This window comes from Fictibacillus aquaticus, from assembly GCF_002245695.1.
GTDB lineage: Bacteria > Bacillota > Bacilli > Bacillales > Fictibacillaceae > Fictibacillus > Fictibacillus aquaticus.
In genome coordinates this window covers 42,290-54,058 of sequence record NZ_NOII01000001.1, presented here as the reverse complement: position 1 = coordinate 54,058, position 11,769 = coordinate 42,290, and the positions used below count along the sequence as shown (strand labels likewise).

At 46.9% G+C, this 11,769-nt stretch carries 15 protein-coding genes; 5 read left to right on the top strand and 10 right to left on the bottom strand.

Features of this window, described 5'->3' with window-relative positions; translation table 11 throughout:
* Nucleotides 1–141 precede the first annotated feature (141 nt).
* The gene (locus CGZ90_RS00260) at nt 142–399 is read left to right on the top strand and encodes an HPr family phosphocarrier protein (protein WP_094250337.1); all 258 of its coding nucleotides are present in this window, start codon (nt 142–144) and stop codon (nt 397–399) included.
* 43 nt (nt 400–442) lie between these two features.
* On the opposite strand, the gene CGZ90_RS00255 is transcribed toward CGZ90_RS00260, so the two are convergent.
* Entirely contained in the window at nt 443–1,093 is a 651-nt protein-coding gene (locus CGZ90_RS00255) for a TVP38/TMEM64 family protein (protein ID WP_094250336.1), read from the bottom strand.
* 102 nt (nt 1,094–1,195) lie between these two features.
* Here CGZ90_RS00255 and CGZ90_RS00250 point away from each other — a divergent pair, with 102 nt between their 5' ends.
* Nucleotides 1,196–1,444 (top strand): HPr family phosphocarrier protein, encoded by a 249-nt coding sequence (locus tag CGZ90_RS00250; RefSeq protein ID WP_165766717.1) that lies wholly within the window; start codon nt 1,196–1,198, stop codon nt 1,442–1,444.
* A 7-nt stretch (nt 1,445–1,451) separates the two neighbouring features.
* Here the strand turns inward: CGZ90_RS00250 and CGZ90_RS00245 are convergent, their stop codons facing one another.
* The gene (locus CGZ90_RS00245; protein ID WP_094250334.1) at nt 1,452–2,837 is read right to left on the bottom strand and encodes an N-acetylmuramoyl-L-alanine amidase; all 1,386 of its coding nucleotides are present in this window, start codon (nt 2,835–2,837) and stop codon (nt 1,452–1,454) included.
* 137 nt (nt 2,838–2,974) lie between these two features.
* On the opposite strand from CGZ90_RS00245, the gene CGZ90_RS00240 reads away from it, so the two are divergent.
* On the top strand, nt 2,975–3,706 hold the full coding sequence (locus CGZ90_RS00240) for a ZIP family metal transporter (RefSeq protein WP_094250333.1): 732 nt from the start codon (nt 2,975–2,977) through the stop codon (nt 3,704–3,706).
* Nucleotides 3,707–3,740: 34 nt separating this feature from the next.
* Here CGZ90_RS00240 and CGZ90_RS00235 read toward each other — a convergent pair whose 3' ends face one another.
* Both CGZ90_RS00235 and CGZ90_RS00230 read right to left on the bottom strand, forming a co-directional pair.
* A complete protein-coding gene (locus tag CGZ90_RS00235) occupies nt 3,741–4,073 on the bottom strand; it encodes a YolD-like family protein (protein WP_094250332.1) in 333 nt (110 codons plus the stop codon).
* Nucleotides 4,074–4,091: 18 nt separating this feature from the next.
* Nucleotides 4,092–5,351 (bottom strand): Y-family DNA polymerase, encoded by a 1,260-nt coding sequence (locus CGZ90_RS00230; protein ID WP_094250331.1) that lies wholly within the window; start codon nt 5,349–5,351, stop codon nt 4,092–4,094.
* A gap of 173 nt (nt 5,352–5,524) precedes the next feature.
* Here CGZ90_RS00230 and CGZ90_RS00225 point away from each other — a divergent pair, with 173 nt between their 5' ends.
* Nucleotides 5,525–5,722: a YqzH family protein gene (locus tag CGZ90_RS00225; RefSeq protein ID WP_165766716.1), complete on the top strand. Its 198-nt coding sequence runs from the start codon at nt 5,525–5,527 to the stop codon at nt 5,720–5,722.
* A gap of 747 nt (nt 5,723–6,469) precedes the next feature.
* Here CGZ90_RS00225 and CGZ90_RS00220 read toward each other — a convergent pair.
* From CGZ90_RS00220 to CGZ90_RS00195, 6 genes are all read right to left on the bottom strand, one after another.
* Complete coding sequence (locus CGZ90_RS00220) at nt 6,470–7,207, bottom strand: HAD-IIB family hydrolase (protein ID WP_094250329.1); 738 nt, start codon at nt 7,205–7,207, stop codon at nt 6,470–6,472.
* Nucleotides 7,170–8,411 carry a glycosyltransferase gene (locus tag CGZ90_RS00215; protein WP_094250328.1) on the bottom strand — a complete coding sequence of 414 codons (1,242 nt, stop codon included), beginning with the start codon at nt 8,409–8,411 and terminating at the stop codon, nt 7,170–7,172. The genes CGZ90_RS00220 and CGZ90_RS00215 overlap by 38 nt, the downstream gene beginning before the upstream one ends.
* A gap of 95 nt (nt 8,412–8,506) precedes the next feature.
* Nucleotides 8,507–9,025, bottom strand: coding sequence for a DUF2179 domain-containing protein (locus CGZ90_RS00210; protein WP_240515368.1), 519 nt, complete (start codon nt 9,023–9,025; stop codon nt 8,507–8,509).
* A 172-nt stretch (nt 9,026–9,197) separates the two neighbouring features.
* Nucleotides 9,198–9,992 carry an SDR family NAD(P)-dependent oxidoreductase gene (locus tag CGZ90_RS00205; RefSeq protein WP_094250326.1) on the bottom strand — a complete coding sequence of 265 codons (795 nt, stop codon included), beginning with the start codon at nt 9,990–9,992 and terminating at the stop codon, nt 9,198–9,200.
* Entirely contained in the window at nt 9,992–10,960 is a 969-nt protein-coding gene (locus CGZ90_RS00200; RefSeq protein WP_094250325.1) for an MBL fold metallo-hydrolase, read from the bottom strand. Before CGZ90_RS00200 ends, CGZ90_RS00205 begins: the two co-directional genes overlap by 1 nt.
* Nucleotides 10,961–11,100: 140 nt before the next feature.
* Entirely contained in the window at nt 11,101–11,448 is a 348-nt protein-coding gene (locus CGZ90_RS00195; protein ID WP_094250324.1) for a DUF3889 domain-containing protein, read from the bottom strand.
* A 139-nt stretch (nt 11,449–11,587) separates the two neighbouring features.
* On the opposite strand from CGZ90_RS00195, the gene CGZ90_RS20530 reads away from it, so the two are divergent.
* Nucleotides 11,588–11,749: a hypothetical protein gene (locus CGZ90_RS20530; protein WP_165766715.1), complete on the top strand. Its 162-nt coding sequence runs from the start codon at nt 11,588–11,590 to the stop codon at nt 11,747–11,749.
* The last annotated feature ends 20 nt before the right edge of the window (nt 11,750–11,769 follow it).

Here is an 11,769-nt window from a genome sequence, read left to right as displayed (position 1 = left end):
AGAAATAAACCCAGAACATCGTGATGATTTCACGATGTTCTGTTTTTTTGCTGATAACCTGCTTTCTTCCTTTAAAGAGCGTTTATCTAGGCATTTGGAAGGGTAGAAGTGACTAAGACGACTTTTTAGGAGGATTTTACCGTGAAAAACATCTCTTCAAGAAGCTATTCTGCTAATGGAAAAATTACCGCAGCAAAAGCCATGTCCATCTTGAAAACCGCACATAAATATAAAAACAAGGTCTTTATATCCAGAGAAGGAATGACACTGCCTGCCCAGCAGCTGGCGAGCCTCGTTTCTTTCTTCCTGACTCTTAAAGAGGGCGAATCGTTTCTTGTGATTGCAGAAGGCCGCGATGCGGATGCTTTTCTGGATCATCTGCATCATCAATTCCAATAATCAGCATAAAAAAACGCGCTGCCTCATTGCTGGGCAGCGCGTTTTAAAGACCAAGCTTTTTTTGCATTCTTTTTTTAAACAAAATCGGAACCCCTACCAGAACGAGCAGAACGCCTACTCCCGCCCAGATGGCTCCTTTGTTCCCGCTTGTTACAGACGTTCCGAAATACGTGTAAGCAAGTGTTCCCGGTATGATTCCAATCGCTGTTGCCAGCGCGTAATCTCGGAATTTCACTTTGGATACTGATGTCAGGTAGCTTACAAGATCATAGTTTAATACTGGCAGAAGCCTGAGCAGCAGAACATAGAGAAACCCTTCTTTTTTAATGTTCTCTCTCACTTTTCCGTATCTTCCCTCCCACTGATCAGCTTTCTTAAAAGAGCCGAACTTAGAAACCGCAATATACGTCATGAGCCCTCCTGCCAATGATCCGCAGTACGTATAAACACTGCCCCACCCAAACCCGAACGCGAGTCCTGCAGTCATGGCAAAAACAGATGAAGGGAACAGAACGAACGGCCTGAATGCATACAGAAGAATAAAAACTGCCGGCGCGGACCATCCCCATGAAAGGATCCACTCTTTAAACGTTTTCGGGGATATATGAAAATATTTTGTATGTATGAAATACAAGGCGCACCCTGCAGCGATAAGCAGCAGTGCCGCGAGCAGTCTTTTGTACTTTCTTTCCATTTGCTCAGCTCCAAGTCTTTTATGTGAAAACGGTTATAGATGACATTTTCCCTTCTTTTCAACATATCCATACATTGAGATATGCTCAAGGAGGCTGCCAAAATGAAAGTGATCTGCCGTACCCCGCTTTTTGCAGGAAATGCCGGAGATGTCGTTCGTTTTTTTGAGAAGTATGAAGAACGGGTTTATGTAAAAAAAGGCGGACATACCGCCAACGGAAAAAGCTTGCTCGGACTTATAGCTCTCTCCTGCTATCCAGACAGCGAGCTTGATGTTATTTGTGAACCCCACAATCCCTCATTTTATGAGGAACTGTTCACGATCGGCATCTTTCAGCGCCTGCCACAATAGTTTATCTTTATGATTTTGTTTCGTCCAGCCTTTTTTCCAGATTTTGTACGCGGTTTTTAAGCGGCTGCAGTACACTGTTTACCATCTGGCGGTGTATGTTCAGTATTTGCTGAGCATACTGTCCGCCGGGAACAGCCCATTTGCCATTCAGCTGCTTCCACGAAGGAGCGCTGCCTCTGGCTACATAGCGGAATCTCGGATCAACGAGTGGATACCCTGCCGGCAGAGGCTTTACGTTTGCATAGGCGTAAAGATGCTGTATATGAGCAAGAACACCTTCTTCTGGGTTTTTAAACGAAGCGGATTTTCCGTTCTCATAGGCACCGAGGCCTGCGTAGTTATGCTGGCCAGGCTTCACGCTTCCTTCAAACTTGAAATAGCCTGTCTCCTGTATCGCCTGCGCGAAAGCAACATCAGCACGTATGCCGTACACAGTTGCAATCTGCGTGTAAAGGCTGGCGAGCTTTGGAGCATCAGGGTTTACACTCCTTGCGAACCTGTCCATTTCATCTGCAGAAAGAACAGCAGTCCCTTCGATTGTAAAGCCGTCAGCCGGCTGCGGTTTTGGCTCTGGCTTCGGTTCTGGCTTTGACGGCTCGTTTTCGGCCTTGGTCAATATATAAGCATCCTGCACACCGGCTGCGCGGACTGCCTTCAGTTGCTCTTCTGCATAAACCCGTTCTGCAAATGCTCCCGCCTGGACGCGGTACAGTGTTTTTGCTCCTTCCTTAACGGTATCAACGAAGGAGCTTATTTTTTTGGCAGAAAGCATCTGTACTCTTTCTTCTCCATTGCTTTTTTCTTCAAAGGAACCAGCGATGACGAGATAGACGGTCTTGTGTTCTCTTTTGGGAAGCTTAAGTGCCTTAGCCGTCCCCTCTGCTGCAGCTTTTGCTATCTCGAGCTGAAAGTTTTCATTCTTTAATAATGCAAGGTTTTTTTCGTTGTCCAAAAACAATACTTCTAGCAGCACCGCTGGCATCACCGTTTCTCTTAATACATGAAAATCAGCCCGCTTCTTTCCTCTGTCTGCTGCCCCATATTTCTTTATTACCTCAGCCGCTTGTGCATGCACAGCATTTTGGAAGGCAATCGTTTCTTTTGAAACGCCGCCATTATACACATAGCTTTCAAAGCCCTCTCCTCCTCCGCTGTTTTGGTGAACAGAGAGATAGAAGTCTGTTTTCGCTTTGTTTGCTTTGTCCGTCCTTTCTTGCAGCTCCACTGTCACGTCGCTGCTTCTTGTCATCAGTACTTCTGCTTCAAAGTTTTTCTCTAAATAGTTTTTTATTTTTATTGCGATTGACAGGTTGAAGTTTTTTTCAAGCGCATTCTTGTTTACAGCACCTGGATCGCTTCCTCCATGGCCCGCATCAATCATAATTTTTTTCAAGTGCACGGCACCTCATTTCCAATTTCAGCAGTGAATACCGCTTACTTCTATTAAAGTGCAATTCGCGTTATACTAAAAGGGACAAGCACCCGTTTTTTAGAAAATGGGCATCTTTTAATTCAATGAGGCTGATACATATGGAATCTGTATTGCTTGGAAGCGTCCTTTCTGCTCTCGCCACAGGATTTGGAGCCCTTCCTGTTTTAGTCATGAAAAATGCGACCCACAAATGGCGCGACATCCTGCTTGCCTTTGCGGCCGGCATCATGGTGGCAGCGTCTACTTTCAGTTTGATTCCTCAAGCGCTGGACATGTCCGGCATCGGTGTCCTCACTGCTGGAATCGCACTTGGAACGCTCACGCTTCTTTTCTTAGAGCGGTTTGTTCCGCATCTGGATCTTGATCATTCTAAAACCTTTCAAGGAATCGATGCGAAAGCAATATTGATCATCGCGGCGATCACGCTGCACAACCTGCCTGAAGGTCTGGCAGTAGGAGTAAGCTACGCGACTGAGGATAGTTCGCTCGGCGGGCTGATTGCATTTTCCATCGGACTGCAAAATGCACCTGAAGGGCTGCTAGTCGCACTGTTTCTCGTTAACCAGAAAATGAACCGGATGAAAGCCTTTTTTATCGCCACCATGACAGGCGCCGTTGAGATCATCACATCACTCGGCGGCTACATGCTCACGTCTTATGTGAAAAATCTTGTCCCGTACGGCCTTTCGTTCGCCGCGGGTGCCATGCTCTTTATCGTATATAAAGAGCTGATTCCGGAAAGCCACGGCGACGGGCATGCCCGCTCCGCTACCCTTTCCTTCATCACCGGGCTTCTCGTCATGATTTACCTGATTCAGATCTTCGGATGATGCAGAACGGCATCAGAAAAATGAGGTTCAGCGTTTATTCGCTGAACCTCATTTCTGTTATGTGTGCGGTTTTTATAGCCGCACGCTGTCCCGAAGCTGTCACGATACGGATTTCTTTTTTAATTTCGTCGAGATAGTGGACGAAACCTTCTGTATAGCAGATCACACCGCCCGTATAATAGCCGAAGCGCAGTTCCCTGTTTTCCGCCATCGCCTCGCAAAGGAGTTCGTTCCATTCTTCCTGCTCTTGTTCGTCCATATGCGGCTGCTCAGCTCTGCCATCCTCCTCCTCGTGTGTTCTTAACAGCTTGACATGCTCAGGAAGCATCATAGATGTCCATTTAATATTCCCTCTGTCGCGGATCATGTTCTTTAAAAGCCCCCTTTACGCTTTATGGCCGCCAAGCAGGGTGCTCCGGTGGCGGGCCGTTCCGCCTTTCGTATATGATACAGCTCGCAAAAGCGCAGTAGAGCCATGTTTTTGCCTGATTTCATCCATCACGTAGCCGAGCTTCCGCTTTTTAGGCTGATCGAGCGCAAAAAGACTGAGCTGTGTTTCCGTGTCAGGGCATACATTTGATAGAGATATAGAAATCCTTCTGACCGTCTCGCCGCTGAAAAAGCATTCAAACAGTTCGAGACAGACACTGTACAGATCCATAGTAATGTTTGTCGGCTGTTCAATTGTTTTAGACCGGTAAAATCCTCCCCCGCCTTCATCCTTGCTGCGGCCGATCCCGAGGCTGACCGTGCGCCCGGCTTTTCCTGCGCGGCGGGCACGCCGGGCGACCTCCTCACACATTTCCAGGATGACATGTTTCACTTCTTGTGGATCGGTATAGTCACGGAGCAGGATCTGACTTTTGCCGTAGCTGATCTGTCCCTGCATGATTGGTGCCCCGATTTCCGAAAGATCGGCTCCCCATGCATGATAATAAAGCTGGCTTCCCATGATGCCGAATTTTTTTTCAAGCAGGTCAAGCGGATAATGAGCCAAATCCTTTACGTTCGTGATCCCCATCCGGTTCAGCGTCTTCTCGACCCTCGACCCGATGCCCCACATTTTGCTGAGCGGCGAAATGCTCCATATTTTTTTCGGCACATCGTCATATGTCCATTCAGCGATCCCCTTCTTTTTTGCTTCTAGATCAAGGCAGAGCTTTGACATGAGCATGTTCGGACCAATGCCGATCGCGCATGGAAGACCGAATTCCTGCCAGATGTCTTTGCGGATCCGGGCCGCAAGTTCCTGCGGGCTCCCCCATAGCCGTTCGGTTCCATCTGACTGAATGAAGCTTTCATCCACGCTGTAGGTGTGTATCGCTTCTTTCGGAACATACCGGCCCAGAAGCTTTGTAATTTCCATCGAGCGCTCTAAAAAGAAGGCCATCTGCGCGTTGACTACCACGATCCTCGAATCCTTCGGCAGCTCAAACAAGCGGTTTCCTGTCCGAATGCCAAAATCCTTTTTCATCATTGGAGAAGCAGCGAGTACGACACTGCCCTGGCGCCCTGTATCCCCGACCACTGCCAGATGGCATGTGAGCGGGTTTAAACCCAGACGCACTGCCGCACAGCTTGCATAAAAGCTTTTCATATCCAGGCAGAGAATCGAACGCTTTGGCAGTTTTCCGTAATCAACCACACCCTTCACTTCCTTTCACGAAGAGAACATTTGTTCTGTATTATGTATACCCATTCTAACCGAATATATGTTCTTATCACAATGGAAATTTTTTCAGCGTTCGTGTTGACGCAGCGGCTGATCTTTTTTAAAGTAAAGAAAACACTGGAGGCAGCACAAAGGGGGATATGCGGTTGAGCGGAAAATGGACCGAAAAAATGATCACAAAAGCACTCGCTGATTATTTTGGGAGCGAGGAAACCCTCCCTTTCTCGAAAGAAGAATACAAGGAGCTCGCACATAAGGTGCTGCAGGAATGGAACGGCGGAGAAAATGAGGAAGCTTTTTACTCGCTTGTTCATGATGCGGTATACGATATGCTGACCAATTAAAAAGAGGGTGTCCGTAGTATTTAGAGGCACTGAAAAACTTTTTGCTTTCTACGGTTTGCCTTTTTAAAAGGATGTTTTTGTAAACTATGTTGCTATTAGAAATCAGAGAAGAGGTTGATCTCCGTTTCAGGCGCACGCTTTCCGCGGGGCAGGCGGTGAGCCCACTCGTCGCTATGCGCCATTGAGTGGTCTCACCTTCCTGCTTGTCCCGCAGGATAAGGAAAGCAACGGAGCAAGACATCGCACGAAGAAAATGTGCAGTTCATTTTCGAGGAGTCGGCACCTTACACTCCGATCAACTTTATCAATGAAGGATTCAAGAAGATTAAGCGCGCGTAATAAAAGAATTAGCTAAAGCAATTAAGATTGTTCAGAGCAATCCCACTGAACTTTCTAAACAAACAAATCAATCAAAACTATCACCTTTTAAAAAAAGACTTAATAGAAAAGATCCAGGGCTTCACATGTGATTGTGCATGTGAAGCCCTGGATCTTAGCCATTTTTTTATGTTTGGTTTTTATTCATTTGTAATGAGATTTCGTTGTGATTGGAGCGGAAGAGTGCGAGACTCCTCGAAAATGAAATTCACATTTTCTTCGTGCGATGTCTTGCTGCCGAAGCCTTCCTTGTCCTGCAGAACGAGCGGGAAGGTGAGCACACGGGAGCGGAGATCACAGCTACATACTTATTAATAAAGGACTTTTTCAGTGCTCCCCGAGTATTTGGACACTCTCTTTTGACTTATTTTACATCGGCGATAATGACTCGCTGAAATAGTGCTTCCAGCCTTCGAGTATCCCGCCGGCGCATGGCCTTTTAGCTCGGTAGATCAAATCTCCCTGCACCGATTTCAGTTCATCTTGACAGTTGCCGACAATTACTGCGGGATAAGGAAGAGACAGCATATCCAGGTCATTGCCTGAATCGCCGGCTATGAGAATGTCTGCATCCGACCAGTCTTTTTGCTCTATTAAATAAGAAAGCGCATTTCCTTTGCCCGCCCCAAGCGGCAGTACATCAACATCGCGTCCAGAGCTGTAAATAAGATGATGCGGAATCCCTGTAGATCGGAGAGTCTGCTTCAGTTCGTTCACTGCAGCTTCCCCCTCTGCATAATAGGAGACCCTGCATGAAACGGGCAGTTCCTGCTCCTGTAGCCCTTTAATGTTCCGGGCAGCACGGCGGATGTCTTCCGGATTCCAGTCGTCTCCAAGCTTGTTCTTCCACATTAAGCTGACGTCGGGGTCTGAAAAATCATGAATCGCCGCGCCGACATCCGTGATAAGCACTTCAGGAAACGGAAGATTTTCCTGTTCGATCAGCTCGAGTGCAGATTCAAGATGGCGGCCTGTGACATATACGAGCGTGACTGTTTCATCCAGCCGCTCAAAATGGTCTAAAAGGCTTCGGAGTTCCTCGGCTTCTCCGACGAATGTGCCGTCAAGATCAGTAGCTAGTAGATGTGAAACGTTTTTTTGCGGCATGAGAGAGGACCTCCTTGTAGCTTTTCTCAATTTTCTGTGCGATAGCCGGCCAGCGGTATACTTGATCGGCAAACCTTGCTGCCTGCTTGCCAAGGCGGCTCGCGATCAGCTCGTTCTGAAGAAGGATCTCAAGCGTCAGTGCGAGGTCCTCTTCGTCGTTCGGACGAACGAGAAGACCTGTCTCTCCTTCCGCCACTACATCTTGAAGGCCTCCGACTCTTGAAGCGATAACCGGGCAGCCGCAAGCCTGTGCCTCGGCAGCCACCATGCCGAAGGATTCGTAATAAGAAGGGACGACGCTGCACGTTGCCGCACTGAAATAAAGAGCGAGCTCCTCTTGGTTTTTAGGGCCAAGGAACGATACTCTCTGCTCGATCCCTTTCACGAGCGAGCGGTACTCCTCGTTAACGGGAAGGCCGCGGGAATCGATTTGATCCTCGTCACCGCCGATCAGATAGAGCTTTGTGCTGTCAGGAAGATCACCTACCCTGACAAGGTGCCTGAACGCGTTAAGCAGCGTTTTTACACCTTTTGTTTCTTCCAGCCTTCCAGCATAAACGATGGAAGGTCCGTGAAGCCCGAGCTGGCTGCGGACGCTTTTATGCGGATATGGCTTGAAAAGGGAAGAAACGCCGATCGGGATGATGTCGACTGGCGCAGGCTGTTTTACAAACTCATGGATTAGGCTTTTTTCGTTTTGTGTCGTAGCGATCACGCGGTTCGCTGACCGTAAAATCCCTTTTTCATAAGACAGCCTCCTCTCATCTGCAACCCCCGTCGCTTTTTGGCGGGCGATGCCAAGGGAATGAGAAGTATGAATGAACGGAATATCGTATTTTCTTCTAAACTGCCGTGCCAGTATCCCTGAGATCCAATAATGGGAATGAATCAGATCATACTGATCAAGAGGAAGAATCTCTTCCATTTCTTTAAAAAATGCGGGCATCATCTCAAACAGTTCATTTTTTGAGACAAAGCCCTTATAGCCTGCTGCTATGCGGATAACTCGGGACCTTTCTCCGAAGGCCTCAACCTGAGGGACGTTCTTATCGCACCAATGTGTGGCCACATCAACTGTCCATCCCCTGTTTTCGAGCGACAAAGCAAGCTGATGGACATAATTGTTCTGTCCGCCAGCTTGGCTTCCGCCAAGTTTTGCTAGAGGGTCACCGTGATCGGATATCATAAGCACATATTTTTTCATCGCTGTATTACCTCTTTTCTCTCTGTCGGTTATATATGCTCTATTCCCTTTTAGTTAGCTGCACAAACTATAAACAGGTCTAAAGACTCATCGTCTTAGGACTTTTTGCCTTTGCTCGCTGCAAAGAATCCGCCGACCGTCTGCCTTGAATCATAAATTGACACATAGGCAGAAGGGTCTATTCTGCCGATTTCATTCAGCATCTTATCCAGCCATTTGCGCTTAGCATGGACATTGATCACTTTCTTGGGTCCTGAAAGCCCTTCTGCAGGAATGACAGTAACTCCAAGACCGCGCTCTCTTGCCATGGTTATCATTTTATCTGTTTCGGTTTTGGAGATTACCTGAACGAGAACGTTTCCGAGAGCTGCTTTCCCTTCAAGCCAGCCGCCGACATAATTTCCGAAAGCAAAACCGAGACAGTAGGCTAATATCGGCAAGGGAGAATCAAGGCTGTTCATTACTTTGCTGAGCACGACAACAAAAATCAGCACTTCGAAAAATCCGATGACTGCTGCCAAAAACTTCTTGCCCCGGACGAGCAATATAGTCCGAAAGGTTGCAAGACTCATGTCGCAGACTCTAGATAGAAAGATGGCAAGAAGCCAGATCATATCTTTCACAAGACCACCTCCATAAAAACATACGTACCCTGCAGCATTTAATGAAAACCTTTAAATCACAAAAAGATTCAATAAACTAATTATCTTCTTACCCGACAATAAAAAAAGCGGTACGTGAAAATTCACGTTTCCGCTCTTTGGGTTAACATAATATATTTATGGTCTACTTTTGTTTGAATGCTTTTCCGCCAAGCAGCTCCACAACAGAAGGCATCAGCTGATACATTCTGCTGCCAAAACCCATCCATTTGGGCAGATTGATCTCCCGCACCGGCCGATGAATAGCTTTGATGATTTCAGCAGAAACGGTCTCCGGCTTTAGCATGTATTTAGCGACATTTTTCACATAGCTGCCTGAAGAATCAGCGATGGAAAAAAAGTCCGTCGCGATCGGCCCGGGATTCACAGCCGTAACAGCAATGCCATGATCACCCACTTCCATCCGAAGACCGTTTGTAAAGCCAAGAACAGCATGTTTCGTGGCTGCATATACAGTAGATTTAGCGGTCGAAACCTTTCCTGCCTGTGAAGCGATATTGATTATATGGCCGCACCCCTTTTTCAGCATAAGCGGCAGCACTTCCTGTGTGCAGGCCATCAGGCCAAGAACGTTAGTCTGAAACATTCCTTCTACATTGCTCCATGAAGCATCTTTAAACTCTTCAAACACACCGAAACCGGCATTATTGATCAGTACATCCGGCAAAGGAATCTCCTGAAGAATATGCCCAAACACTTCCTTTACCTGTTCACGGTCAGAAACATCCAATTCATAAATGAAGCAATCAGTGCCTGTTCGTTCTTTCACACGCTGCTTCACCTGCTCAAGCTGGCTGATCCTCCGCGCGAGCAATACAGGCACCGCTCCATAGCTGGCACAGTCCAGCGCGATCTGTGCTCCAAGTCCGCCCGAAGCGCCTGTAATGATAACATGCTTTCCGCTCAAGCTTTTTTTCATCATAATGCCACCTCTGCAAAATAACGTGATGCATTCTGGCTGCCGCTCTCTTGAACCACCATTTCCCTCTCCTCCAGCAGGTCCAGATGTCCGATCACTTCTGACAGAACAAGCCCCGCTTCTTTTTTATACAGCCTTGGAAACAATCTTTCAGCGACTGAAAAAGCAGTGCCTGGCTGCTTCTTAAGAATATCAAGAATATGTGCTGCACGTGTATCATGGTCACGAAGTCTCTCGCCGACCAGTGAAGATGCATCAGAAAATGGCTCACCATGACCTGGATACACCTTTATGATATTCAATGCCGCAAGCTCTCCGAGTGTATTTCTGTATTGCAGAAGTGTTTTCATCCTTTTCTTTCCGTCATATTCCGGCTCGATCAAAGCGTTGGATGAAATTCGAGGAAGCAGGACGTCCCCCCCGATCAGCGTGCGAGCACCCTCATGGAACAAAGCAATATGATCAGGGGAGTGACCGGGTACATGCACCGCTTTCCAGTCCGGCAGAAGGCAAGCATCCAGATTTTCTTTAATCATGATATCTGGATAAAATGAAGGACAATAGCTCCGGTAAGCAATGAGCTTCTTGAGTTCTTTTTCAACGAGAGCTTCTGGCACTCCATTTTCGTTGTAAAAGTTCCTGTAAAAGGCTATACGGCTGTCGTGAAAGTTTCGGTCATCACTGAAAAATGGCACACTTTCATGAAAGGCAGCGATTTTTATGCCGTATTCCTGCTGCAGCCAAAGCGCTAGACCGGCATGATCAGGATGGTAATGCGTCAGGATTGCTGCAGTTATTTGCGGCATTGTGAAACCGGCTTCTTCAACCCCTTTGATCAGCGCCTCTTTCGCTTCATCAGTGTGGGGACCGCAGTCAACAAGAACAGGATTTTTTCCAGCAACTAAATAAGCGTTCACACTGCCTACTGCAAAAGGCGTCGGCAGTTCAATCTTTATGATGTTCTTCATCTGTTATGTACTCCTTTTTTATGCAGGCCAAGACTATTTTTAAAAATCAGTCAATTATCTGTTCTTCAAAAGTATACCATTAATGAAGAGAAAAACGCATAAAAGGCTCCTGCAAGCTGCAGGAGCCTTTTATGTTCATCTTATCGGTCCGTTTCGCGAAATGAAATGCTTTTAAAAGCTCCGTTTTTACTCACCGTGATGACAATAATAACGCCCATTTCCCTTCCGTCCTTTCTAAGCCAGAGCTTGAACGTCTGGAGATCGGCATTGCCGTTGACAGGTGTTTTTCCGACATAAAGGTAATCGACGATGTTCCAGGTCGGGTAGCGCTTTCCTGTTTCGAACACTGCCAGCCTGCCCCATTTGGCATACTCTGGTTCAACATAGTCAGGGGGGTTGGCTGCGGGAACGCTTTCAGCTGAAATCGATCGCGGGGAAACAGATAAGGTAAAGCATAATATGGTTAAAATCAGCCACCATTTTTTCATTGCAGTCTACACCTCTCTTTTGTATAGATTGCGCATTTTGTCTGTTAATCAAACTTCTTGTCCATCAAATCAAATTGACATTAACTGGCATCGCCTTTATCATAAAAGAAAGAAGTTGACCAACAGGGAGGTTATGCTTTTGTCTTCTTACACAGCAGCAACCAGCCGGATTCTCGAACTGCAAAAACAGTTTGAAGATTTTACAAAACGGTCTCTTACGGAAAAAGAACTTCGATTCATTGAATGGATGGCTGAACGAGGAGCACTTATTGAACAGCCGTCAACTTTAAAAAAGCGCTAGCAGGCTCTCCCTCCTTTAGA

Excerpts from the sequence above, each read along its gene's own strand:
- CGZ90_RS00220 (WP_094250329.1), bottom strand. The coding sequence starts at position 7,207 with ATGCCGCAAAAAAACGTTTCACATCTACTAGCTACTGATCTTGACGGC.
- CGZ90_RS00210 (WP_240515368.1), bottom strand. The coding sequence starts at position 9,025 with ATGATCTGGCTTCTTGCCATCTTTCTATCTAGAGTCTGCGACATGAGT.
- CGZ90_RS00240 (WP_094250333.1), top strand. The coding sequence starts at position 2,975 with ATGGAATCTGTATTGCTTGGAAGCGTCCTTTCTGCTCTCGCCACAGGA.
- CGZ90_RS00235 (WP_094250332.1), bottom strand. The coding sequence starts at position 4,073 with ATGATCCGCGACAGAGGGAATATTAAATGGACATCTATGATGCTTCCT.
- CGZ90_RS00205 (WP_094250326.1), bottom strand. The coding sequence starts at position 9,992 with ATGAAAAAAAGCTTGAGCGGAAAGCATGTTATCATTACAGGCGCTTCG.
- CGZ90_RS00215 (WP_094250328.1), bottom strand. The coding sequence starts at position 8,411 with ATGAAAAAATATGTGCTTATGATATCCGATCACGGTGACCCTCTAGCA.
- CGZ90_RS00250 (WP_165766717.1), top strand. The coding sequence starts at position 1,196 with ATGAAAGTGATCTGCCGTACCCCGCTTTTTGCAGGAAATGCCGGAGAT.
- CGZ90_RS00195 (WP_094250324.1), bottom strand. The coding sequence starts at position 11,448 with ATGAAAAAATGGTGGCTGATTTTAACCATATTATGCTTTACCTTATCT.
- CGZ90_RS00255 (WP_094250336.1), bottom strand. The coding sequence starts at position 1,093 with ATGGAAAGAAAGTACAAAAGACTGCTCGCGGCACTGCTGCTTATCGCT.
- CGZ90_RS00200 (WP_094250325.1), bottom strand. The coding sequence starts at position 10,960 with ATGAAGAACATCATAAAGATTGAACTGCCGACGCCTTTTGCAGTAGGC.